The sequence below is a fragment of the Streptomyces sp. NPDC088246 genome, assembly GCF_044741025.1.
In the GTDB taxonomy this organism is placed as follows: domain Bacteria; phylum Actinomycetota; class Actinomycetes; order Streptomycetales; family Streptomycetaceae; genus Streptomyces.
In genome coordinates, this window is sequence record NZ_JBIURV010000007.1 from 217,800 (window position 1) to 240,827 (window position 23,028).

The window sequence follows — 23,028 nt, forward strand, 5'->3', positions numbered from 1 at the left end:
CCAGCTCAATCCGGCAGCAAATGCCCCCGCCTCGACAGCAGGAAGCGCTTGAAGGCGGCCACCGGCGGGGTGTCCGGGTGGCCGTCCAGCCAGGCGACGCCGATCTCTCGGGCCGCCCTCGGGGCCGTAACCGTGAGTTCCACGACGCCGGGGCGGGCCACCGCGGGTGGTGGCAGCAGGGCCACGCCGAGGCCGGCCGCGACCAGGCCGCGCAGGGTCTCCGCCTCCTCGCCCTCGAAGGCGACACGGGGCGCGAAGCCCGCCTCCGCGCACAGGTCGTCGGTGATCCGCCGCAGGCCGTACCCGGGTTCGAGGGTGACGAACTTCTCGTCGGCGGCCTCCGCCAGTCGGATGCGGCGGCGCGAGGCGAGCCGGTGGTCCTCGGGGACGACGAGGCGCAGCCGCTGTTCGTCGAGGCGGCGGGCGACCAGATCGGGGGCGTCCGGGACGGGTGAGGTGAGGCAGAGGTCGAGGCCGCCGGACCGGAGGCGTTCGATCATCGCCTCGCCGTAGTTCTGCACGAGCTGGAAGCGGACCCGGGGGTGGTCGACGCGGAAGGCTCGGATCAGGGCGGGTACGGTCTCGGATCCCATGGTGTGCAGGAAGCCGAAGGCGACCTTGCCGGTGGCCGGGTCGGCGTCCGCCCGTACCGAGTCGGCGGCCTTCTCGACCTCGGCGAGGGCCCGCTCGGCCGAGCCCAGGAAGGTACGGCCCGCGGGGGTGAGGGAGACGGTTCGGCCCTTGCGGGCGAACAGGGCGACGCCCAGGTCCTGTTCGAGCCTGACCATCGCCCGCGAGAGCGTCGACTGGGGGACGCCGAGCTCGTGCGCGGCGCGGGTGACGTGCTCGTGGCGGGCCACCGCCTCGAAGTGGGCCAGCCGCGGCGCGAGGACTGCGCGAATGTCTTCTTCGTAACTACTGGGTGACAGCCGGGGCTGTGAGCTGCGTTCATGCACCATAGGAACGATTATGGCAAGTTCATGCATTGGACGCATGAAACCGGCGAGCCTACTTTTGAACCATGCCTCCTGCCAGTACCGGGGCGTCCACCCTCACCGTGGCCGCCTCGACCCAGCCGTCCCCCGTCGCCGCCGCTGCCGCCACCGCCGGCCCCGCCGCGCCGGACCGTCTCGAACCCGGCCGCCCCGGCTACCGCCGGATGAGCTTCGCGCTCTTCGCCGCCGGTGTCGCGACCTTCGCTCTCCTCTACTCCACCCAGGCCCTGCTGCCCGCCGTCTCCGCCTCCCTCGGCGCCACGGCCGGACAGGCCAGCTGGACGGTCTCCGCCGCGACGGGCGCGCTGGCGCTGTGTGTGCTGCCGATGAGCGCGCTCTCGGAGCGGTTCGGACGGCGGCAGATGATGACCGCTTCGCTGACGGTCGCCGTACTGGTCGGGCTGCTCGTACCGTTCGCGCCCTCGCTGGGCTGGCTGATCGCGCTGCGCGCCGTCCAGGGCGCGGCGCTGGCCGGACTGCCCGCATCCGCGATGGCATATCTGGCGGAGGAGGTACGGCCGAAGGCGCTGGTCGCCGCGATCGGACTGTTCGTGGCGGGCAACAGCATCGGCGGGATGAGCGGACGTATCCTCACCGGCTGGGTCGCCCAGCTGTGGGGCTGGCGGGCGGCGCTCGGCGCGGTCGGGCTGCTGGCCGTGGCCTGCGCGGTCGTCTTCCACTTCATGATCCCCCGGGCCCGGCACTTCACCCCCGGTTCGCTGAACCCGAAGGCTCTCGCGAAGACCGTGGGCGGGCACCTCGCCGATCCGCTGCTGCGCCGGCTGTACGCGATCGGCGCGCTGTTCATGACGGTGTTCGGCGCGGTCTACACGGTGATCGGATACCGCCTGGTGGAGGCGCCGTTCAACCTCCCGCAGGGCATCGTCGGCTCGATCTTCCTGGTCTATCTCGTCGGTACGGTCTCCTCCGCCGCGGCCGGCAAGCTGGTCGCCCGGCTCGGCCGACGGGGCGCGCTGTACCTGGCCGTCTCCACCACGGCCGCCGGTCTGCTGCTCTCGCTCGCCGACCGGCTGGCCGCCGTACTCCTCGGCCTGGTCCTGATCACGGCGGGCTTCTTCGCCGGGCACGCGGTCGCCTCCTCGTCCGTGAGCCGTACGGCGACGAAGGGCCGTGCCCAGGCATCGGCGCTCTACCAGTCCGCGTACTACCTGGGCTCCAGCGCGGGCGGCACGCTCGGCGCGGTCGCCTTCCACGCCGGAGGCTGGGCCGGGACCGTGTCGCTGGGGCTGCTCGCGGTCCTCGGTGTCGTCTCGATCACGCTGTACGGCACGCGGGCCGCACGCGCCGAGCGGCGCCGGCTCGTGCCGGTGGCGTCCGTACCGAATTGAGACATACGGCGCACAACCATCCGCTCCCCGACGCGCGTCTAGCAGGCGGAAGCACCTTGGACCGAACGGCAAATGGGGGGTGGGAGAAGGAGCGGGGCTGGGTGCGTGCAGCTGCAAGGCGGAGGAGGGAAGCAACGCGAATGGGGTCTCCCCTGCTCGACCGAAGCCGAGAGCTTGGGGAAGTTGTTGACCGACGACAACGCCGCAGATGTGCGTGCCCAGCCCCGCGACGCCGCCCCCCATTTGCCGGTCGGTCTTACGCGCGCGAAGGAGAGTTGGCATACATGAGAGTCACAGGGAACATACGGGGGGTCCGGACGCGGCGCGCACTCGCGCTGTCCGTCGCCGGTCTGATGGCGGCGCCCGCCCTCGTCCTGGGCACCGGCGGATCGGCGCAGGCGGCGTCCTGCACGACGTCCACCGGGCCGTACCAGAAGCAGGTGGAGAAGTATCTGCACCGGCCGGTCGACGGCAGGCAGTCGACCGCCGACTGCAAGGCGATCCAGTCGTTCCAGCGCACCTACGGGGTCACCCCGGACATCGGTTACGCGGGGCCGGTCACCTGGCGCACGATGAAGACGCTCACGGCCCAGAAAGCGGCCGGCAAGAACCCGAACAAGGCCAAGAAGTGCCCCACCAACAAGGGGCGCATCGCGTGTGTGGACCTGACCCGGCAGCTGAGCTGGATCCAGGACGGCAGCAAGCTGAAGTTCGGTCCGGTGCCGATCCGCAGCGGCCGCAACGGATACGAGACCCGCACCGGGTCCAAGAAGATCTACATGCGGCACATCAACCACGTTTCGTCGATCTACGACGTGTCGATGCCGTACGCCCAGTTCTTCGACGGCGGACAGGCGTTCCACTCGGTGGGCCTGAAGATGTGGAACCCGCCGGGGTCGCACGGCTGCGTCAACATGCGCGGCGCCGACGCGAAGTCGTACTGGAATCTGCTGAAGAACGGCGACGACGTGTACGTGTACGGGCGCAAGCCCGGCACCTGACCGGAACGTGTGCCGCATCGGCACTTCCCGCCCCCGTTGTCAGTGGCCTGCGGTAGCTTCCCAGGAGCTGAAGTGAGCGGCATCACAGCGCAACAGGGGTGGAGCGATGAGTGATCGGACAGCTACGGCGGACATCGACAGCCGTCTGGAGGGACACCGGGGCGAGCTGACCGGCTACTGCTACCGGATGCTCGGCTCGGCCTTCGAGGCGGAGGACGCGGTACAGGACACGCTGGTGCGTGCCTGGCGCAACTTCGAGAAGTTCGAGGGGCGTTCCTCGCTGCGGTCCTGGCTGTACCGCATCGCCACCAACGTCTGTCTGGACATGCTGAACGCGGGCAAGAAGCGGGCCCGTCCGGTCGATCTGACGGGCCCGACGCCGCTCGCTCAGGCGGCACTCAACCCTCTGCCGGAGAACACCTGGCTGGAGCCGATGCCGGACGGACGGATCCTGCCGTCGGTGGCCGACCCGGCGGAGGCCGCAGTGGCGCGGGAGTCGGTGCGGCTGGCGTTCATGGCCGCGTTGCAGCATCTGCCGCCCAAGCAGCGGGCCGTGCTGATCCTGCGCGAGGTACTGGCCTGGAAGGCGAGCGAGGTAGCCGAGCTGCTCGAAACCTCGGTCGCCTCGGTCAACAGCGCCCTCCAGCGGGCGCGCGCGACCCTCGCGGACCACGAGGGTCCGGCCGCCGACACCGCCGATCCGCTCGACGAGGAGCAGCGCAAGCTCCTCGATCGGTACGTCGCGGCCTTCGAGGGGTACGACATGGCGGCGCTGACCGCACTGCTCCACGAGGACGCCGTGATGACCATGCCGCCGTTCGACCTCTGGCTCCAAGGGCACGACGACATCACCGGCTTCATGCGCACCATCGGCGCGAGCTGCGAAGGCTCACGGCTGGTGGCGACGGAGGCGAACGGCACCCCGGCGTTCGCGCACTACAAGCCGGATCCGGACGGGCCGGGGTTCGTTCCGTGGGCGGTGCAGCTCATCGACATCTCTGAGGGCTCCATCACGGGGATGCACTGCTTCCTGGACACACCCCGCTGGTTCCCGCTGTTCGGTCTGCCGGACCGTCTCGACGCCGACGCGGCGTGAGGCGCGGCGTACGGAACGCACTGGCGGCGGGCTGGGTGGCGCTCGCGGCCGGCGGCTGGGGGCTGACCCAGTGGCTGGGTGAGCCCGTCGCCACCGAACGGGTCACCCCCAAGACAGCCCGGACCACGGCGCCCGGCGGTGAGCCGGGACCGCAGCCGGAGAACGGCTGCGCCAACGCCGACGCGACCGTGTCATTCGGGGCGTCGCCGTCCCCCACAGCGACAGCGGTCCCAGGCAGCGGCGTGGCCAGACTCCTGGTGTGCGCACGGTTCGAGGGAAGGAGCCCGGCGGGCCCGAGCGGGGACTGAACGTCGGCGGGGCAGGCGGACGGGAGCGCGCGCTCCCTGAAGCGCCGCCCCTTCAGGCCTCGTTCCCCACGGCCTCGCCCCCGGTCCCGCACCCCACGTCCACCACATCGGCCAGGCCCACCATGTCGAGCAGGCTCTGCAGCTCGGGTGGCGTATTGCGCAGCCGCAGCCGTCCGCCGCCCGCACGGCGTGCGACGAGCCCCAGCCGCGCGATCGCCTCGACCAGGGCCAGATCCGCCTGTACGACCCCGCCCACATCGCAGTCCACCCCGGCGTCCGGGTCGCGGACGGCGCCCTCGGGGTCGTACAGCAGCGACTCCAGCTCGGCACAGAGTCCCGGCACGGCGGCCCGCGTGACGCGGCCGGTGACGACGAGAACGATCGGGGTCGTGGCTTCCACATCAGGGAGACCGGAGCGGCGGCCGAAACTCATCGCTGCCCGCATCCGCACTTTCGCCACCCCGGCCGGCACCCCCCGGCCACAAGCCCGCCGGCAACCGCCCGTAGCCCGCCCCTCCACTCGGCCCCGGGCCGATGAACTTCCGTCAACTCTCCTCACCTGTGAGGTTTCTGTGAACCATCGCGATCATTTCTCCCTCTAGGTACGTGAACCGGCCGGCACCGGCGTCCCAGCGGTGCCGGCTGACCAGTGGCTCCTCAGCGGGCCGCCTGATTCTCCAGGGGGAGAGTTGCGCAGACACGTGAGAAACGCGTGTGTTTCAACCATCGCCACGGCGGCCGCCGTGGCGCTCGCGGCCGGGATGGCCACCCCGGCGATGGCACAGCCGGAGCAGGTCCGGCCGGCGGGGACGAAGCCCCTGCCCCGCCATCAGCTGACGCTCATCACCGGCGACCGCGTCTCGGTGGACTCCAAGGGCCGGGTCGTGGGCTTCGAGCCCGCGAAGGGGCGTGAGCGGATACCCGTACAGCGGCAGGTCCACAACGGGCACACGTCCATCATTCCGAGCGACGCCCACCGGCTGATCGGCTCCGGAAAGCTCGACCGGCGGCTCTTCGACGTCACCCTGCTGAACCGTCCGGAGATCCGCAGGTCCCAGCAGAAGGGCCTGCGGCTGATCGTCGGCTACCGGGGCGCACAGACCGCGTCCGCCAAGGCCGACGTCAGGGACGCCGGTGGCACCGAGGTCAGCCGGACGCTGAAGTCGCTGAACGCCGAGTCGGTGATCACGCCCAAGAGCGACGCCAAGGACATCTGGCAGGCACTCACCGCCAAGCCGTCCCGCAGCGTCCAGCGCACCACGGCCCCGGGGATCGACCGGGTATGGCTGGACGGCGTACGCAAGGCGAGCCTCGACAAGAGCGTGCCTCGGATCGGCGCACCCGCCGCGTGGAAGGCCGGCTACACCGGCAAGGGCGTCAAGATCGCCGTCCTGGACACCGGTGTGGACGCCACCCACCCGGACCTCAAGGGCCAGATCCTGGAGACGAAGAACTTCTCCACCTCGTCCGACACCAAGGACCGGATCGGGCACGGCACCCATGTGTCGTCGATCGCGGCCGGTACGGGCGCCAAGTCGGGCGGCACGTTCAAGGGCGTGGCGCCGGACGCCAAGCTGCTCGAGGGCAAGGTGCTCGACGACGACGGCTACGGCGACGACTCCCGCATCGTGGCCGGGATGGAGTGGGCGGCCGCGCAGGGCGCCGACATCGTCAATCTGAGCCTCGGCGGCCTCGACATGCCGGGGATCGATCCGCTTGAGGCGACGGTCAACAAGCTGTCGGCCGAGAAGGGCGTCCTGTTCGCCATCGCAGCGGGCAACGAGGGCGAGGCCGGCGCCGGCACGGTCGACTCCCCGGGCAGTGCGGACGCCGCGCTGACCGTCGGCGCGGTCGACGACAACGACAAGCTGGCCGACTTCTCCAGCCGCGGTCCGCGCATCGGCGACTCAGCGATCAAGCCCGATGTCACCGCCCCCGGCGTGGACATCACGGCGGCCGCGGTACCGGGCTCGCTCATCGACCAGGAAGTCGGCCAGAAGCCGGCCGGCTACACCACCATCTCCGGTACGTCGATGGCGACCCCGCATGTCGCGGGCGCCGCGGCGCTGCTCAAGCAGCAGCACCCGCAATGGCGGAGCACCGAGCTGAAGGGGGCCCTGACGGCCTCCACCAAGCCGGGCGCGTACACCCCGTTCGAGCAGGGCACGGGCCGGATCGCCCTCGACCGGGCGATCGACCAGAGCGTCATCGCCGACCCGGTCTCGGTCGGGTTCGGTACACAGCAGTGGCCTCACACCGACGACACCCCGGTCACCAAGCAGGTGACGTACCGCAACCTGGGGACGACGGACGTCACCCTCTCGCTGGCAGTGACGGGTCTCGACCCGAAGGGCAAGCCCGCCCCGGCCGGTTTCTTCACCCTGGGCACGAGCGAGGTCACCGTCCCGGCGGGCGGCACGGCCGAGGTGCCGCTGACGGCGGACACCCGGCTGGGCGGCACGACGAACGGTTCGTACTCCGCGTATGTCGTGGCGACCGGCAGCGGCCAGACGGTCCGCACAGCGGCCGCGGTGGAGCGCGAGAACGAGTCGTACGACGTGACGCTCAAGGCCATCGGCCGCGACGGCAAGGCGCCCGCGAACGCGACAGCCAATCTCTCCGGCCTCGACGACTCCGTCTCCGACATGTGGCTCCTGCCCGAGATCACCGACGGTTCGGTGAAGGTGCGGGTGCCCAAGGGCCTGTACTCGCTCAGCGCGGACCAGGTGCTGGGCTCGGATGATGTCTACAAGGGCGGCGACTGGTTCGCCCAGCCGAAACTGAACGTCACCAAGAACACCACGGTGACGTTCGACGCCCGCAGGACCAAGCCGGTCAGCATCACCCTGCCGGTGAAGGGGCTCAAGCCCGGCTACGTCGCGACCGACTACACGATCGGCGACAAGAACCACTCGGCGGCCTTCGGCTACGCCGTGCCGGACCAGAAGAACTTCCGCACGGCGCATGTAGGCCCGAAGCTGACCGACCGCTCGCTGTCCCAGCACTGGACAGGCACCTGGTACAACGGTGCGTCGAGCGAGTACGACATCGTGCTCGGCGGCCCGGTGACCCAGCTCTCGGACGGCTACTCCCGCAAGCTGACGGCCAAGCAGTTCGCCGCGGTCAAGGTGGCCATGGGGACGCCCGGCGTGAGCGGCAAGACCGGTGCGATCAACGCGTGGGGCAGCCTGCCCGACGGGGGCGGGTCGTTCCCCCCCATCCAACCGGCGCGGCAGAAGCTTCCCGGCACCCGCACGGTCCATGTCTCCACCGCCGACAAGGCCAAGTGGAGCTTCGACTTCACGCAGATCGCCGGCCTCGACGCGCAGGGCTTCCCGATCGGCGAGTCCATGTACCTGCTCGGTGCCGAGCAGACGTTCACGGGCGGCAAGACCTATTCGAAGACCGTCAACACCGGTGTCTTCGGACCGCGGATGACCACGAGTGACGGCATCGTCCGCGAGGGCAACGACCTGACGGCCGTCGTCCCGCTGCACGCCGACGGCAAGGGCAACGAGGGCTACACGGACTACACCTCGGTGAAGACGGTCCTCTACCGCAACGGCAAGAAGTTCGCCGAGAACCAGGACCCGCTTTCCGGTCAGCCGTTCAGCGTCCCGGCCGCCTCGGCGGACTACAGGCTGACGACCTCGGTCCGGCGCAGCGCCAAGATCGGCACCCTGTCCACCCGCATCGACGCGAGCTGGACCTTCAAGTCCAGGAAGGCACGCTCCGCGAAGCTCCCGGCCTCCACGGTCCGCTTCACACCCAATGTGACGCCGGACGGCAGGGTGACGGCGGGCAGGACCGCTTCGGTGCCGGTGACGGTGCAGGGTGCGGCCGCCGGCAAGAACCTCAAGTCGCTGACGGTGTACGTCAGTTACGACGCCGGAAAGACCTGGAAGAAGACCACGGTCAAGTCGGGCAGGCTCTCCGTGAAGAACCCGGCCAAGGGCAGGTCCATCTCGTACCGGGCCAATGTCACGGACAAGCAGGGCAACAAGTCGTCGGTGTCGATCTACAACGCGTACTTCGGCAAGTGAGTGGGCCGATAGGCGCACCGACCGCGTGAGAGCGGCCCGCCGGGACGGATTCCTCCGCCCCGGCGGGCCGTTCGCGTTACGTGCGGCGCGCGGCTGCGCAGTTACGCGATGCGCTCGCGCACAACCGGCGTCGGCGTGAACTCCGTGCCCTCCGGGGCGATGTCGTACGAGGAGGGCAGGGCCTTCAGCGCGTAGTCGAACTTCTCGGGGGTGTCGGTGTGCAGCGTCAGCAGCGGCTGTCCGGCCGTGACCGTGTCACCGGGCTTGGCGTGCAGTTCGATGCCCGCGCCCGCCTGCACCGGGTCCTCCTTGCGGGCGCGGCCCGCGCCGAGGCGCCAGGCGGCGACGCCGATGTCGTACGCGTCCAGGCGGGTCAGTACGCCGGTGGCCGGGGCCGTCACGACGTGCTGCTCGCGGGCGACCGGAAGCGTGGCGTCCGGGTCGCCGCCCTGGGCGGAGATCATCCGGCGCCAGACGTCCATCGCGGAGCCGTCGGCGAGGGCCTTCTCCGGGTCGGCGTCCCTCAGCCCGGCCGCGTCCAGCATCTCGCGGGCGAGGGCCAGGGTGAGGTCGATGACATCCCTCGGGCCGCCGCCGGCCAGCACCTCGACCGACTCGCGCACCTCCAGGGCGTTGCCCGCGGTCAGGCCGAGCGGGGTGGCCATGTCGGTGAGCAGCGCGACCGTCCGGACTCCGCTGTCGGTGCCCAGCGCGACCATGGTGGAGGCCAGTTCGCGGGCGTCCTCGATGGTCTTCATGAAGGCGCCCGAGCCGACCTTGACGTCCAGGACGAGTGCGCCGGTGCCCTCGGCGATCTTCTTGGACATGATCGAGCTGGCGATCAGCGGGATGGCCTCGACGGTGCCGGTGACATCGCGGAGCGCGTACAGCTTCTTGTCGGCGGGGGCGAGCCCGTCACCGGCGGCGCAGATCACGGCGCCGGTGGTGTCCAGGACGTTCAGCATCTCGGCGTTCGAGAGGTGGGCGCGCCAGCCGGGGATGGACTCCAGCTTGTCGAGCGTGCCGCCGGTGTGGCCGAGTCCGCGGCCGCTGAGCTGAGGCACGGCGGCGCCGCAGGCGGCGACCAGCGGGGCGAGCGGCAGGGTGATCTTGTCGCCGACGCCGCCGGTGGAGTGCTTGTCGGTGGTGGGGCGGGAGAGCGAGTCGAAGTTCATCCGCTCACCGGAGGCGATCATGGCGGCGGTCCAGCGGGCGATCTCCGTACGGTTCATACCGTTCAGCAGGATCGCCATGGCCAGCGCGGACATCTGCTCGTCGGCGACCTCGCCGCGGGTGTAGGCATCGATGACCCAGTCGATCTGTTCGGGGGTCAGCTCGCCCCGGTCGCGCTTGGTGCGGATGACGGAGATGGCGTCCATGTCCTGGGAGTCCTTCCGGCCGGTACGTACGTACGCAAGAGTCCTGAATGACTCTACGCGCATAGAGGGCTGAGATGGGGGTGGCCCTCCCGACGGGCAGGAGGGCCACGGTGGTGCTGCTGCAGATGGTCTCTGCTTCGGCTGGTCTCGCTACTTCAGATGGTCCGGTCCGAACGCCTGCGGCAGCATCTCGTCGAGCGTGCGCAAGCCGTCCGGCGTCTCCAGGATCAGCTCCGGCCCGCCGAACTCGTACAGCAGCTGCCTGCACCTGCCGCACGGCACCAGGATCTCGCCCGCCCCGTCCACACAGGTGAAGTGGGTCAGCCGCCCGCCACCGGTGGCATGGAGCTGGGAGACCAGGCCGCACTCGGCGCACAGCCCGATGCCGTACGAGGCGTTCTCGACGTTGCAGCCGGACACCGTACGGCCGTCGTCGACGCGGGCCGCGGCGCCGACCGGATAGTGCGAGTAGGGAACGTACGCACGCCTCATGACGGACCGCGCGGCGCTCCGCAGCGCCGCCCAGTCGACCTCCGCGGCGGCCGTCACTTGCCCTGGCCCTTCCGGTAGCGCATGCCGTCCGCCTTCGGCATCCGCAGCCGCTGCGCGGAGAGCGAGAGGACGAGCAGCGTGACGATGTACGGGGTGGCGCTCACGAACTCGGTGGGCACCGTGTCCGTGGCGAGGTACCAGACCAGCACCGCGGCGGCGATGACCGCGCTGACCGCGCCCTGCACGAAGCTCTTGCGGTACAGCTTCCAGGCGGCGAGCACGGCCAGCACGACCACGAGCAGCAGGAGCAGCGCGTGGACGGACTCGCCGCCGTTGCGCAGCTGGAGCGCGTCGGCGAAGCCGAACAGGCCTGCGCCCATGGCGAGCCCGCCGGGCCGCCAGTTACCGAAGATCATCGCGGCGAGACCGATGTAACCGCGGCCGCCGGTCTGGCCCTCGTTGTAGATGTGCGAGGTGACGAGCGAGAGGAAGGCACCGCCGAGGCCGGCCATGCCGCCGGAGACGACCACCGCGATGTACTTGTACCGGTAGACGTTCACACCGAGCGACTCGGCGGCGACCGGGTTCTCGCCGCAGGAGCGCAGCCGCAGCCCGAACGAGGTCTTCCACAGCACGAAGAACGTGAGGGCGAAGAGGACCACGGCCAGGACCGTCAGCAGCGACACGTTGGTGACCAGGCCGCCGATGACGCCGGCCAGGTCGGAGACGAAGAACCAGTGGTGCTTCTCGATGGAGTGCAGCCAGTCGGAGAGGCCCGGGATCGTCACCGAGGTGATGTCGTCGGCCGGTGGCGACTGCTTGGGGCTGCCGCCCTTGGCCGCCGCCTCGCCCGTGTTGAACCAGAGCTTGGCGAAGTAGGTGGTGAAGCCGAGCGCCAGGATGTTGATGGCGATACCGGAGATGATGTGGTCGACGCCGAAGGTGACGGTCGCTACGGCGTGCAGCAGCCCACCGAGCATGCCGCCGATGACGCCGGCCAGTACGCCGAGCCACGGGTTGGTCTGCCAGCCGGCCCAGGCACCGAAGAAGGTGCCAAGGATCATCATGCCTTCGAGGCCGATGTTGACCACACCGGCCCGCTCGGCCCAGAGGCCGCCGAGACCGGCGAGCCCGATCGGCACGGCCATCGCGAGCGCCGCGCTGATCTGCCCGGCAGAGGTGACGTCCTGCGCGCCGGTGATGGCGCGCACTGCGGACAGCGCGAGCAGCGCGCCCGCGATGATCAGCAGGACGACGGGGAAGGAGAGGCGGGTGCGGCCGCCCTTGCCGCCGGAGACCTTGGGGGCCGCGGGGGGCGGTGTGGAAGTCGCCGTGACGGTCACGCCGACACCTCCTGCTGGTCGGAGTTACGGGCGGCCTGTGCGGCGAGTTCCGCGCCGACCTTGCTCTGCTGGCGCTTGAGTCCGTAGCGGCGGACGACCTCGTAGGCGATGACGACGCACAGGACGATGACGCCCTGGATCACGCCGACGATCTCCTTGTCGTAGCCCTCGAATTCGAGCTTGCCGGTGCCGCGCTCGAGGAAGCCCCAGAGCAGTGCGCCGAGCGCGATGCCGATGGGGTGGTTGCGGCCGAGGAGGGCGATGGCGATACCGGTGAAGCCGATGCCGACCGGGAAGTCGCCGCTGTACTCGAAGCTGTCGTTGAGGAGGGTCGGCATACCGACCAGACCGGCCACGGCGCCGGAGATCAGCATCGAGGTGACGACCATCTTCTTCACGTCGACACCGCTGGCCTCGGCCGCGGAGCCGGACTGGCCGACGGTGCGCAGGTCGAAGCCGAACCGGGTGCGCGAGAGCGCGAACCAGTAGGCGATGCCCGCGACGACCGCGACCACGATGAAGCCCCAGACGGGCGCCGGGGTGGTCGGGAGCTCGAAGAAGTGCGAGGACTCCGGGAGCGGCTTGGTGGAGATCTTCGTGCCGGCCTTGTCGAGGTGGCCGAGGCGGCCCTGCTGGAGCAGATAGCCGATGATGGCCGTCGCGATGGCGTTCAGCATGATCGTCGAGACGACCTCGCTGACGCCCCGGGTGACCTTGAGGACGCCGGCGATACCGGCCCACATCGCGCCGACGATCATCGCGGTGAGGATGATCAGCGGGATCTGCAGGGCGCCGGGCAGGGTCAGCGCGCCGCCGACCGCGGCGGCGAAGAAGGCGGCGAGGCGGTACTGGCCGTCGACGCCGATGTTGAAGAGGTTCATCCGGAAGCCGACGGCCACCGCGAGACCCGCGAGGTAATACGTCGTCGCCTTGTTCAGGATGTAGACCTGGCTGTCCGACTTCATCCCGTAGTCGAACATGATGCCGAAGGCGCTGAACGGCTCCTTGCCGGTGGCGGCCAGCACGAGTGCGGTCACCAGGAAGGCGACCACGATCGCGAGTACGGGGGCCGCGATCCCCAGGAGCAGCCGCTCCTTGTCGATCTTCTTCATCGGTCCTCTCCCCCGTTCCGGGGGTCGGTGTCGGTGCTTTCGGCACCGGAGTCGTCCGGCGCAGGTGTCTCGTCCGGCGCTTCGAGGTGGCCGGTGGCCGCGCCCGTCATCGCCGAGCCGAGCTCCTCCGGGGTGATGGTCGCCGGGTCGGCGTCCGCCACCAGCCGGCCGCGGTACATGACGCGCAGGGTGTCGGAGAGCCCGATCAGCTCGTCCAGGTCGGCGGAGATCAGCAGCACCGCCAGTCCTTCGCGGCGTGCCTCGCGGATCTGGTCCCAGATCTGTGCCTGGGCTCCGACGTCCACGCCCCGGGTGGGGTGCGCGGCGATCAGGAGCTTCGGGTCGTGGCTCATCTCGCGGCCGACGATCAGCTTCTGCTGGTTCCCGCCGGAGAGGGAGGCCGCGGTGACCTCGATACCGGGGGTGCGGACGTCGTACTCGCGCACGATCCGCTCGGTGTCGGCGCGGGCACCCTTGAGGTCGAGGAACACGCCCTTGCTGTTGGGGCGTTCGGTGACATGGCCGAGGATGCGGTTCTCCCAGAGCGGGGCCTCCAGCAGCAGTCCGTGCCGGTGGCGGTCCTCGGGGATGACGGCCATGCCGTCCTCGCGGCGCTTGCGGGTCGGCGTGCGGGAGATGTCGACGCCGTCCAGGGTGAGTACGCCGGTGTCGAGGTGGCGCATGCCCATGATCGCGTCGACCAGTTCGGACTGGCCGTTGCCCTCGACGCCCGCGATGCCGAGGACCTCGCCCTTGTGGATGGTGAAGTCGATGCCGTCGAGCACCGAACGCACCACGCCGTCCGGGTCGGTGGCGGTCAGCCGCAGCCCCTCGACGGTCAGCATCGGGATGTCGGTGACGGTCGACTCGCGGGTCTCCGGCGACGGGAGTTCGCTGCCGACCATCAGCTCGGCGAGCTGCTTGGTCGTGGTGCGCTTCGGGTCGGCGGTGCCCACCGTCGTACCGCGCCGGATGACGGTGATCTCGTCGGCGACCGAGAGGACCTCGCCCAGCTTGTGCGAGATGAAGATGACGGTCAGGCCCTCGGCCTTGAGCTCGCGCAGGTTGTCGAAGAGCGCGTCGACCTCCTGCGGTACGAGGACGGCGGTGGGCTCGTCGAGGATCAGGGTGCGGGCGCCGCGGTAGAGGACCTTGAGGATCTCCACGCGCTGCCGGTCGGCGACCCCGAGGTCCTCGACCATGGCGTCCGGGCGGACACCGAGGCCGTAGGCGTCGGAGATCTCCTTGATCTTGGCGCGGGCCCGGTCGCCGATCCCGTACAGCTTCTCGGAGCCGAGGACGACGTTCTCCAGGACCGTGAGGTAGTCGGCGAGCATGAAGTGCTGGTGCACCATGCCGATACCGCGGTCGATGGCGTCGCCGGGGTTGTGGAACGAGACCTGCTCGCCGTCCACCGCGATGGTGCCCTCGTCCGGCTTCTGCATGCCGTACAGGATCTTCATCAGAGTGGACTTGCCGGCGCCGTTCTCGCCGACGAGAGCGTGGACGGTGCCGCGGCGCACGGTGATGTCGATGTCGTGGTTGGCCACGACTCCGGGGAACCGCTTGGTGATGCCGCGGAGCTCCACGGCATGAGGACTGCTGGACGCGTTGATGACGCACTCTCCTTGGCAGGAGCGGAGGGCGGAGGCGATGGGACGGAGGCGGTGGGGGCGGAAAAAGGTACCGCGCCCGGCGGGCGCTACGCGCGTAGCGCCACCGAATCGTTGGCCACCCGATGACAGGTGGCAGACAGTGTGCGTACGACTACCGCGGATGCGAGGGGAGCCGTACGCGAATCGGGGCCCGCGCGAAGCCGAAGCGGCTCACCCGGGCCCCGATCGACGGGTCGGATCAGGTCGTGGTCTTGACCGTGATGGTGCCGTCGACGATCTTCTTCTTCGCGGCGTCCAGCTGGGCCTGGATGTCCTTGAGGTGGTCACCCGTGGTGGTCAGGCTGACGCCACCCTTGGCCAGGGAGTACGTCTGCGTGCCCGCCACCGGCTTGCCGTCCTTGACGGACTTGACCAGGTCGAAGACGCCGGTGTCGACGTTCTTGACGACGGAGGTCATGATCGTGTCCTTGTACTTCGACAGCGCCGGGTCGAGCGCCTGGTCGGAGTCGACACCGATGGACCAGGCGCCCTTCTTGCCGGCGACGGCCTCGATCGAACCGGCACCCGAGCCGCCCGCGGCGGCGAAGATGACGTCCGCACCCTTGTCGAGCATGCCCTTGGCAGCTTCCTTGCCCTTGTCGGGGCTGCCGAAGCCGGACAGGTCCGAACCGGTGGACAGGTACTGGATCTGCACCTTGGCCTTCGGCTTGGTGTCCAGGACGCCCTGCTGGAAGCCCGCGGCGAACTTCTTGATCAGCGGAAGGTCCACACCGCCTATGAAGCCGACCTGGCCATCCTTCGACTTCAGCGCGGCGGCGACACCGGCAAGGTAGGAGCCCTGCTCCTCGGTGAAGACGATGCTGTCGACGTTCTTCGCGTCGGAGACCGAGTCGACCAGACCGAAGTTGACCTTCGGGTACTTGGCGGCGACCTTGTCGACCGCGTCCTTGTACGCGAAGCCGATCGCGACGACCGGGTTGTAGCCGCCCTCGGCGAGCGACTCGAGGCGCTGCTCGCGGTCGGCGGGGGTCTCACCGGTCTTGGCGGTGAGCTCCTTCGTCTCGGCACCGAACTCGGACTTGGCCTTGTCCAGACCACGCGCGGCGGAGTCGTTGAACGAGTTGTCGCCACGGCCGCCCACGTCGTAGGCCATGCCGATCTTCATCTTGCCCTTGTCGGAGCTGGAGCTCCCGGTGGACGACTCGCCACACGCGGTGGCGGTGAGCGCGAGAGCTGCAGTGACAGCACACGCAGCGGTGATCTTGGATACCCGGCGCAAGGGAAGGCTCCTTCAAACCTGACCGAAGCGCCTCTTCCGGCGCTGGTTTCGCCGAGATCGTAACGCGCGTAGATGTCAGATAAAGCCCTGTACGGAAGCCGTTATCGGATCGTCGCGAACCAGAGGTTACCTGTCCGGTTACGGATGGTTGCCGTCCAGCAACGCGGAGGCGGTGAAGAGCTCCACCGCGACCGTGATCGCCTCCTCGTCCGCGTCGAAATCGCCGCGATGCAGGTCGAGCCGGGCGGTGTCGCCGGGGGTACGGACGCCGAGCCGGGCCATGGCTCCGGGGACGTGCTCCAGGTACCAGGAGAAGTCCTCGCCGCCGAGGCTCTGCTCGGTGTCCTCGATCGCCTGCGATCCGCGGCGGGCGGTCATCGCCCCGGCCAGCAGATCGATCACGGCGGCGTCGTTCACAACGGGCGGAACGCCCCGGACGTAATTGATCACCGTCTTGGCCCGGTGCATCCCGGCCACCTCGTCGATCGCCGCGTGCACCAGGTCCGGCGCCTCCCGCCAGGCCGCCAGGTCCAGGCAGCGGACGGTGCCGGACAGTTCGGCGTGCTGCGGGATCACGTTGCAGGCGTGACCGGCCTCCAGCCGTCCCCAGGTGACGGCGAGCCCGGCTCGCGCGTCGACCCGGCGGGCCAGCAGGGCGGGCACCTCGGTGGCGATCTTGGCGGCGGCGGTGACCAGGTCGGTGGTCAGATGCGGCCGCGCGGTGTGCCCACCGGGACCGTCGAGCGATACCTCCAGCCGGTCGCAGGCCGAGGTGATCGCCCCGACCCGCAGCCCGATCCGCCCCACGTCCACCTTCGGGTCGCAGTGCACTCCGATGATCCGCCCGACACCCTCCAGTGCCCCGGACGCGATCGTGTCGGGCGCACCGCCGGGCAGCACCTCCTCGGCCGGCTGGAAGATCAGCCGCACCGGCCGCGGCAGCAGCCCCTGCCGGTCGAGCTCGGCGAGCACGAGCCCGGCACCGAGGACCGAGGTGGTGTGGATGTCGTGCCCGCAGGCATGCGCCCGGTCGGGGACGGTGGAGCGGTACGGGACGCCCGCCTTGGTGTCCGGGATGGGCAGAGCGTCGATGTCCGCGCGCAGAGCGAGCATGGGCCGCGGATCGCCTTCTCGTCTGCCCACGTCGCACAGGAGCCCGGTCCCGGTGTCGAGTACCCGTGGTTCCAGCCCCGCCTTCTCCAGCCGGGCCTTGATGGCCGCGGTGGTACGGAACTCCTGGTTGCCCAGCTCGGGGTGCATGTGCAGATCGCGGCGGAAGGCGATCAGTTCGGCACGCAGGGCCTCGGGCAGGGTGCCGGGCAGCGCCTCGTCCCCGGACGGTCGGACATCGGAATCACGGGACATCAACTGGTTCACCTGGTGAAGGGTAAGGCCCTTGACCCCTCAACTGACCACAGATCAACAAAAGTTCAGCCGCATAGACGAACAAAATGTGGCGTCGGAGCGTGTGGCGTGAGATGGAGGTGGGTAAACTCACCGATTTTCTACTGGCTGCGGCGCACCGGCAGCAGCGCCAGCCCGATGCACAGCGCACCGACCGGCAGCAGATCCAGGCTCACGGCCGCCAGCACGACCCCGGCCAGCACGGCCACCGGAGCCCACGCCCGGACCAGGTCCCGGCGGAAGAACGCGAGCAGGGTGACGAGGCCCAGCAGTCCGAACCAGAACAGCAACGGCACCACCGTGTAGACCAACGGCATCACACCGGGTACGTCCTGCACCCGCCCGAACAGGTCGCTCATGGCCTGCTTGTCCGCCGCGACGAACCCGACCGCCAGGTCGATCACCGCCTGGACCGCCACCGCCGCCGCCCCGGCCAGCCCGGCCCAGGCCGCCACCTCGACGGCGACCCGCCTGCCGCCGCGCACCACGGCAACCTTCCGCAGCCCCAGGAACACCGGCACGAACACGAGCACCCCGGCCAGGAACAGCAGATGCGCCAGCGTCCACCACACACCGGGCCCGTAATCGCTGACGGCCCGCCCGACCAGTCGCACCGCCCCGTACCCCGCCATCAGGGCAGGTCCCGCGAGGAACACCGTCCCGGCTGCACCCTGTCGCTCCGTCGCCATCCGCATCATCGTCATGCGTCGATGCTCGCGCCCGGCCGACCCTGCCCACTATCGGGGCTTCCCCCCAACAAACCCTGGGCTTACTCCACTTACGGGTCAGGGTGATCCATGACGCCCCGCTCAGACTTGCGTACGGCATTGGCATCGACCGCCACCCCGGCGGGCAGGAGCCGTCATCGGCGCACGCCTCCGGATCGCGGGGTAGGCTTAGTCCAGTGGTTAGTCCACCCGCCGATCCGTCCTTGCGAGGCAGCCGTGGAAGCAGCTCGTCAGTACAACGTCCATGAGGCCAAGACCCACCTCTCGCGCATCCTGGAACAGGTGGCCACAGGCGAGGAAGTGGTGATCTCCAAAGCGGGAGAGCCAGTAGCCAAGGTCGTGCCGCTCCGCGCCCGGGTGAAGCGGACCGGGCGCGGCTCGCTCCAGGGACAGATCCGCATCAAGGAGGACTTCGACGATCTGCCGGACGACCTGGCCGACGCCTTCGGGATGCGCTGATGAAATTGCTGCTCGACACACATGTCGTTCTGTGGTGGCTCGACGATTCCGCCGAGCTCACCGACGAGATCAAACACCTGCTGGACACGGAGCCCTCGGTCTTCGTCAGTGCGGTCACCCCGTGGGAGATCGCGATCAAGCAGTCCCTCGGAAAGCTCGAAGGTCCCGAGGACCTGGCTGAACGGGTACGGGACAGCCAGTTCACTTCACTTCCGATCACCGCGGGACACAGCGTGCGGGCGGGCAGACTGCCCGCACATCACCGCGATCCGTTCGACCGGATACTGATCGCACAGGCCCAGACCGAGGGTATGACCGTCCTGACCCGCGACAAGTGGATCCCCTCCTACGACGTGCAGGTCATGCCCGTCTGAGTACTTTGCGCCCTTCGCCTCGGTGCGGGCCAGGGCGGGGGGCAGCGTGTGGACAACCATGGAGGGGAAGCTCAGGACCGTGCGGCCGACAGCGGCGGCTCCTCGGGCCCATGGAGCCGGTCCCCACGGCTCACCGCCACGCGCACGGCATCCCTCAACGCCTCGGTCAACCGGGCAGCCGGATACCGGACCTGGGCACCCTCGGCCCGCGGGTCAGCCAGCAGCTCCTCCGCGCGCCCGATCAGTTCCACCCCCATACCGAGTTGCACAACCTCGATCTGATCGGCAACGCGGGAGACGGGACCGTATCCGCGCCCGTCGGTGATCAGCAGGCAGATCCGGTCGTCGGCACCGGTCCAGGGGAGCAGGCGAGTTACGGGGGTGTCGGCATGGCAGGCCCTGCTTTCGTCGATACGTCCTTGTTCAGCGGCGACGTCACGCCAGGTCGCCTTCCCGCGCGCCGACAGGGACGCCCGTGCGAATCCGCCCCGGCGGTAGAACCAGGTGCCCTAGTCGTCCAGTCCCAGCCGCTCGGCGAGGTCTGCTACCGGGGAGCTACGACGACGGCGGGGCGGACAGCCGCACGACCCGGGCGCGCGGCACCCCCGACGCGCCCCCGACCCCCGGCAGAGCCACCCGTTCGATTGCCACTCGCCCGCCCCCTTCGGCTCTGCCGCAGTAAATGCGTACACCTCACTCCGCATTGCAATCTTGGCGCGTGATCGAACATCCAAGGTCGCCGGAGGGGTGCTGAGGGGAGGGCATCGGCGCTGCCGCAGTAAATCCGGCATTTACTGCGATGGCCCTCCGGAAGGGTGGACGTCACAGATTGCAGCGGTGATTACCGACAGCTACTTGTCGGGGGTGACGGCTTATGACGAGCAACAGAGCCGATCCGGCGTGGCGTTCTTGTACGACCCGGACCGGAGCCTCTTGAGCAGCGTGGACGAGGAGACGACGCCCTCGCGGACGGAGGCGGCCACCCGCATCAGGTGCCGGAACTGGGACTCGATCAGGTCGAAGTCGATGACGTTCTTCCCGGCCTCGCCGAACAGGGTGTCGATGTGCGCGTACTCGGTCTGCCTGGACGGCCGGTAGAAGGTCAGGCCCTTCCAGTTCCTGATCCTGGGCATCAGGTCGAAGCCCAGCCTCGAAGTGCTTGCGGATGAACTGCCCCGGCCGCGTCTTGTCGACCACGGCCTTCTGCCAGTTCTGCGTGGCCAAGGAGATGTCGATGCGCCTGCCGTCCTCGCCGATCGCGCTGATGTACTCGCCGCGGGCGGCCGTCCAGCCCCTGAAGGGCGGCCACGGCCCCGGCGGTCATCTCGGCGGCCTTCGCCAGCGCGGCCTGGGCCGGGCCGCCATCGTCGATGTCCTTGAGCACACTGCGGTAGTTGCCGATCAAAGCCTCGGTCATCTCCCGCTCGGCCAGCCGGATCTCCTCCAGCTCCTCCTTCGCCTTCTTGATCTTCGTCGCGATCCGCTTGCAGAACATCAGCGCCAGCTCGTCACGGACCCGCCGTTCCATGTCAGCGCCTACTCGTCGAAAACGAACATGATGTGGTCGTCGTCCAGGTACTTGATATCGACCTCGCACCCTTTCTGCACCCTCGACGAGCGGAAGGAGGAAATGGTGTCGCGGCCTTCCACGCTCTTGGTCACGCCGCCCTCCTGCCAGGAGAGACGGTATTTTATGTCGACGCTTCCGCCGTCGTTCGAGCCGAGGTAGCGGACGTCCTCCACCAGGGCCCGGATGTCCCGGCCGTGCGAGCGGATCTCGTGGTCGCGTTTGAAGAGGTGGGCGATATAGGAAATGCTGCCCACGATCAGAATTGCGGAAAAAAATGAAGACGAATACCACGGACTATCCCTTACGTAAAAGCGCAGTCTAACGTCACCCGTAAGCGCTGTCACAGGGATATGACCCGGCCCACGCACGAGTACTTCCGCGTTCCGGGCGGGGGCCGACGGGTGGGCGGGGCCAGGGGTGTCCGCCTGATACGTCCTACGCCTCTGTCACCGCCGTGGCGCGCCACGGGGCCAGCCGTTGCACGTCGCGAGCCGTCTCCGTCACCCCCGACAGGAAGCCCTGGGCGCGCGGGGATGCCGTGTCGCGGAGCCATTCCGGGGCGATGTCGCAGACCGCGACCTTGACGTCCGTACCGACGAGGGCAAGGGGCAGGGTGTGGACGACCGTGGAGGGGAAGCTCAGGACCGTACGGCCGATGGGTCCGCGGCGGGCGATGAGCTCCAGGGGGAGGTCGGGGCGGACGATCTCCAGGCCGGTGGCGGCCTCCAGGGCGTGGAGCTTGTCGGTGGACTCGCGGCGGTGGGCGAAGTAGCGGGTGGCCCCATGGGTGCGGGCCAGGGCCGCGACGGCCTCCAGGTACCGGGCCCGGTCGACCACGCCCGTCTCGACGAGCGAGGTGCCGACCAGGTCCGCGCCCTTGGTGAGCAGCGGCGGGCCGAAGCGGGCGCGGGTCCAGGCGAAGGTGTTGGGGGTGACGGTGACGCCGGGCGGAGCCTCGACCGGCATCGCCGTGAAGACCTCGACCGTACGGGTGGCGGACGGGGTGAAGCGGCTGCGGGCGCAGGCCGCGACCGGGGCCAGGACGAGTTCGCGCGGGTCCGGGCTGCCCTTGCGGTGCCATCGCACCAGACGTTCACCGCGGGCCAGTTGGGCGACGAACTCCATGGTGGCCGTGCCGTCGTCGACCACCGTGAGACGGCGGGCGCGGACCATGGTGAGCAGGAGCTGGACGTAGCGGGAGAAGGGGTCGCCGATGACGATCCGCTCGGCCCTGCGCAGCAGTCCGGCCAGTGAACGCAGGGTCTTCAGGGGCGCGCCGGCGCCGCCGCGCGCCTCCTGCCACCGGACGTTGACGCCCTCGTCGCGGGCCAGCTCCGCCATCCGGCGCAGCTGGCCGCGCGACATCGGGTCGACCGGGGGGAGGACGACGACCGTGATGTCCGTGAGGACGTGGTCGTCGCCTCCCTCTGTGTAGGCCCACTCCAGGACGTTCAGGAGCTGGACCGGGCTCTCGACGAAGGCGAGGTTCACCGGTCGGCCCGTCAGACCGCGACCGGCTCGGCGGCCGGGGCCGTCTCCGCGCTCTCGGCGACGACGCCCGCGACCCGGCGGAGCTTCTTCATCGGGCCGAGCTCGGACTCGTACACCTTCTTGATGCCGTCGCCGAGCGAGGCCTCGATGGTGCGGATGTCGCGGACGAGGCGGGTGAGGCCCTGCGGCTCGACGGAGGCCGCCTGGTCGGAGCCCCACATGGCGCGGTCGAGGGTGATGTGGCGCTCGATGAACGCGGCGCCGAGGGCGACGGCGGCGAGGGTCGTCTGGAGGCCGGTCTCGTGGCCGCTGTAGCCGATCGGGACGTTCGGGTACTCCTGCTGGAGGGTGTTGATGACCCGGAGGTTCAGCTCCTCGGCCTTGGCCGGGTACGTCGACGTGGCGTGGCAGAGAAGGATGTTGTCCGATCCCAGGACCTCGACCGCGTGGCGGATCTGGCGCGGGGTCGACATGCCGGTGGAGAGGATGATCGTGCGGCCGGTCGCCCTCAGGGCGCGCAGGAGTTCGTCGTCGGTGAGGGATGCCGAGGCCACCTTGTGCGCGGGGACGTCGAACTTCTCCAGGAAGGCTACGGCCTCGGTGTCCCACGGGGAGGCGAACCAGTCGATGCCGCGCTTGGCGCAGTGCTCGGAGATGGCCTGGTACTCGGCCTCGCCGAACTCGACGCGGTGGCGGTAGTCGATGTACGTCATCCGGCCCCAGGGGGTGTCGCGCTCGATGTCCCACTGGTCGCGCGGGGTGCAGATCTCCGGGGTGCGCTTCTGGAACTTCACGGCGTCGCAGCCGGCGTCGGCGGCCACGTCGATCAGCGCGAGGGCGTTGTCGAGGTCGCCGTTGTGGTTGATGCCGATCTCGCCGGTGACGTAGACGGGCCGGCCCGGGCCTGCGGTGCGGGTGCCGAGGGTGCGCAGACGGGAGGTGTTCATGAGGTGCGTTCCTTACTTGGGGGGACTGGGGGGGTGCTTGGG

23 protein-coding genes are annotated in these 23,028 nt (G+C 69.5%); 7 read left to right on the forward strand and 16 right to left on the reverse strand.

Going from position 1 to position 23,028, the window contains the following annotated elements; all coding sequences use genetic code 11:
* Positions 1 to 5: 5 nt before the first annotated feature.
* The gene (locus ACIPEK_RS13195; RefSeq protein WP_327273344.1) at positions 6 to 959 is read right to left on the reverse strand and encodes a LysR family transcriptional regulator; all 954 of its coding nucleotides are present in this window, start codon (positions 957 to 959) and stop codon (positions 6 to 8) included.
* Positions 960 to 1,021: 62 nt separating this feature from the next.
* On the opposite strand from ACIPEK_RS13195, the gene ACIPEK_RS13200 reads away from it, so the two are divergent.
* The 4 genes from ACIPEK_RS13200 (at position 1,022) to ACIPEK_RS13215 (ending at position 4,749) form a co-directional block, all read left to right on the forward strand.
* Entirely contained in the window at positions 1,022 to 2,344 is a 1,323-nt protein-coding gene (locus tag ACIPEK_RS13200) for an MFS transporter (protein ID WP_401994554.1), read from the forward strand.
* 284 nt (positions 2,345 to 2,628) lie between these two features.
* Positions 2,629 to 3,345, forward strand: a complete 717-nt coding sequence (locus tag ACIPEK_RS13205; protein WP_401994557.1) for a L,D-transpeptidase family protein — start codon at positions 2,629 to 2,631, stop codon at positions 3,343 to 3,345.
* A 106-nt stretch (positions 3,346 to 3,451) separates the two neighbouring features.
* Positions 3,452 to 4,441 (forward strand): sigma-70 family RNA polymerase sigma factor, encoded by a 990-nt coding sequence (locus ACIPEK_RS13210; RefSeq protein WP_401994560.1) that lies wholly within the window; start codon positions 3,452 to 3,454, stop codon positions 4,439 to 4,441.
* Positions 4,438 to 4,749: a hypothetical protein gene (locus ACIPEK_RS13215; RefSeq protein ID WP_401994563.1), complete on the forward strand. Its 312-nt coding sequence runs from the start codon at positions 4,438 to 4,440 to the stop codon at positions 4,747 to 4,749. Before ACIPEK_RS13210 ends, ACIPEK_RS13215 begins: the two co-directional genes overlap by 4 nt.
* A 52-nt stretch (positions 4,750 to 4,801) precedes the next feature.
* On the opposite strand, the gene ACIPEK_RS13220 is transcribed toward ACIPEK_RS13215, so the two are convergent.
* Entirely contained in the window at positions 4,802 to 5,182 is a 381-nt protein-coding gene (locus ACIPEK_RS13220; protein WP_401994565.1) for an STAS domain-containing protein, read from the reverse strand.
* A 268-nt stretch (positions 5,183 to 5,450) separates the two neighbouring features.
* Here ACIPEK_RS13220 and ACIPEK_RS13225 point away from each other — a divergent pair, with 268 nt between their 5' ends.
* Positions 5,451 to 8,792 carry a S8 family peptidase gene (locus ACIPEK_RS13225; protein WP_401994568.1) on the forward strand — a complete coding sequence of 1,114 codons (3,342 nt, stop codon included), beginning with the start codon at positions 5,451 to 5,453 and terminating at the stop codon, positions 8,790 to 8,792.
* A gap of 101 nt (positions 8,793 to 8,893) precedes the next feature.
* Here ACIPEK_RS13225 and ACIPEK_RS13230 read toward each other — a convergent pair whose 3' ends face one another.
* The 8 genes from ACIPEK_RS13230 to ACIPEK_RS13265 form a co-directional block, all read right to left on the reverse strand.
* Complete coding sequence (locus ACIPEK_RS13230; RefSeq protein WP_401994571.1) at positions 8,894 to 10,171, reverse strand: thymidine phosphorylase; 1,278 nt, start codon at positions 10,169 to 10,171, stop codon at positions 8,894 to 8,896.
* Positions 10,172 to 10,321: 150 nt separating this feature from the next.
* Positions 10,322 to 10,720, reverse strand: a complete 399-nt coding sequence (locus ACIPEK_RS13235) for a cytidine deaminase (protein ID WP_383074780.1) — start codon at positions 10,718 to 10,720, stop codon at positions 10,322 to 10,324.
* On the reverse strand, positions 10,717 to 12,006 hold the full coding sequence (locus tag ACIPEK_RS13240) for an ABC transporter permease (protein ID WP_401994574.1): 1,290 nt from the start codon (positions 12,004 to 12,006) through the stop codon (positions 10,717 to 10,719). Before ACIPEK_RS13240 ends, ACIPEK_RS13235 begins: the two co-directional genes overlap by 4 nt.
* Positions 12,003 to 13,118, reverse strand: a complete 1,116-nt coding sequence (locus ACIPEK_RS13245; RefSeq protein ID WP_383074776.1) for an ABC transporter permease — start codon at positions 13,116 to 13,118, stop codon at positions 12,003 to 12,005. The genes ACIPEK_RS13240 and ACIPEK_RS13245 overlap by 4 nt, the downstream gene beginning before the upstream one ends.
* Positions 13,115 to 14,707: an ABC transporter ATP-binding protein gene (locus ACIPEK_RS13250; RefSeq protein WP_383074774.1), complete on the reverse strand. Its 1,593-nt coding sequence runs from the start codon at positions 14,705 to 14,707 to the stop codon at positions 13,115 to 13,117. Before ACIPEK_RS13250 ends, ACIPEK_RS13245 begins: the two co-directional genes overlap by 4 nt.
* 265 nt (positions 14,708 to 14,972) lie before the next feature.
* A complete protein-coding gene (locus ACIPEK_RS13255; protein ID WP_401994578.1) occupies positions 14,973 to 16,013 on the reverse strand; it encodes a BMP family protein in 1,041 nt (346 codons plus the stop codon).
* Between the two features lie 138 nt (positions 16,014 to 16,151).
* Entirely contained in the window at positions 16,152 to 17,378 is a 1,227-nt protein-coding gene (locus tag ACIPEK_RS13260; protein WP_401994716.1) for an amidohydrolase, read from the reverse strand.
* 140 nt (positions 17,379 to 17,518) lie between these two features.
* A complete protein-coding gene (locus ACIPEK_RS13265; protein WP_401994581.1) occupies positions 17,519 to 18,121 on the reverse strand; it encodes a hypothetical protein in 603 nt (200 codons plus the stop codon).
* A 240-nt stretch (positions 18,122 to 18,361) separates the two neighbouring features.
* Here ACIPEK_RS13265 and ACIPEK_RS13270 point away from each other — a divergent pair, with 240 nt between their 5' ends.
* Together ACIPEK_RS13270 and ACIPEK_RS13275 are read left to right on the forward strand one after the other, a co-directional pair.
* Positions 18,362 to 18,604 carry a type II toxin-antitoxin system Phd/YefM family antitoxin gene (locus ACIPEK_RS13270; protein WP_401994584.1) on the forward strand — a complete coding sequence of 81 codons (243 nt, stop codon included), beginning with the start codon at positions 18,362 to 18,364 and terminating at the stop codon, positions 18,602 to 18,604.
* The gene (locus ACIPEK_RS13275) at positions 18,604 to 18,978 is read left to right on the forward strand and encodes a type II toxin-antitoxin system VapC family toxin (protein ID WP_401994586.1); all 375 of its coding nucleotides are present in this window, start codon (positions 18,604 to 18,606) and stop codon (positions 18,976 to 18,978) included. Before ACIPEK_RS13270 ends, ACIPEK_RS13275 begins: the two co-directional genes overlap by 1 nt.
* 71 nt (positions 18,979 to 19,049) lie before the next feature.
* Here the strand turns inward: ACIPEK_RS13275 and ACIPEK_RS13280 are convergent, their stop codons facing one another.
* The 6 genes from ACIPEK_RS13280 to ACIPEK_RS13305 all read right to left on the reverse strand — a co-directional run bounded on the left by ACIPEK_RS13280 (position 19,050) and on the right by ACIPEK_RS13305 (position 22,986).
* The gene (locus ACIPEK_RS13280; RefSeq protein WP_401994588.1) at positions 19,050 to 19,247 is read right to left on the reverse strand and encodes a hypothetical protein; all 198 of its coding nucleotides are present in this window, start codon (positions 19,245 to 19,247) and stop codon (positions 19,050 to 19,052) included.
* 603 nt (positions 19,248 to 19,850) lie between these two features.
* Positions 19,851 to 20,111, reverse strand: a complete 261-nt coding sequence (locus ACIPEK_RS13285; protein ID WP_401994591.1) for a Tn3 family transposase — start codon at positions 20,109 to 20,111, stop codon at positions 19,851 to 19,853.
* Positions 20,111 to 20,506, reverse strand: a complete 396-nt coding sequence (locus ACIPEK_RS13290; RefSeq protein WP_401994594.1) for a hypothetical protein — start codon at positions 20,504 to 20,506, stop codon at positions 20,111 to 20,113. The genes ACIPEK_RS13285 and ACIPEK_RS13290 overlap by 1 nt, the downstream gene beginning before the upstream one ends.
* Positions 20,507 to 20,514: 8 nt before the next feature.
* The gene (locus ACIPEK_RS13295; RefSeq protein ID WP_401994597.1) at positions 20,515 to 20,802 is read right to left on the reverse strand and encodes a hypothetical protein; all 288 of its coding nucleotides are present in this window, start codon (positions 20,800 to 20,802) and stop codon (positions 20,515 to 20,517) included.
* Between the two features lie 181 nt (positions 20,803 to 20,983).
* The gene (locus ACIPEK_RS13300) at positions 20,984 to 22,039 is read right to left on the reverse strand and encodes a hypothetical protein (protein WP_401994600.1); all 1,056 of its coding nucleotides are present in this window, start codon (positions 22,037 to 22,039) and stop codon (positions 20,984 to 20,986) included.
* Positions 22,040 to 22,050: 11 nt separating this feature from the next.
* Positions 22,051 to 22,986: an N-acetylneuraminate synthase family protein gene (locus ACIPEK_RS13305; protein ID WP_401994603.1), complete on the reverse strand. Its 936-nt coding sequence runs from the start codon at positions 22,984 to 22,986 to the stop codon at positions 22,051 to 22,053.
* Positions 22,987 to 23,028 lie beyond the last annotated feature (42 nt).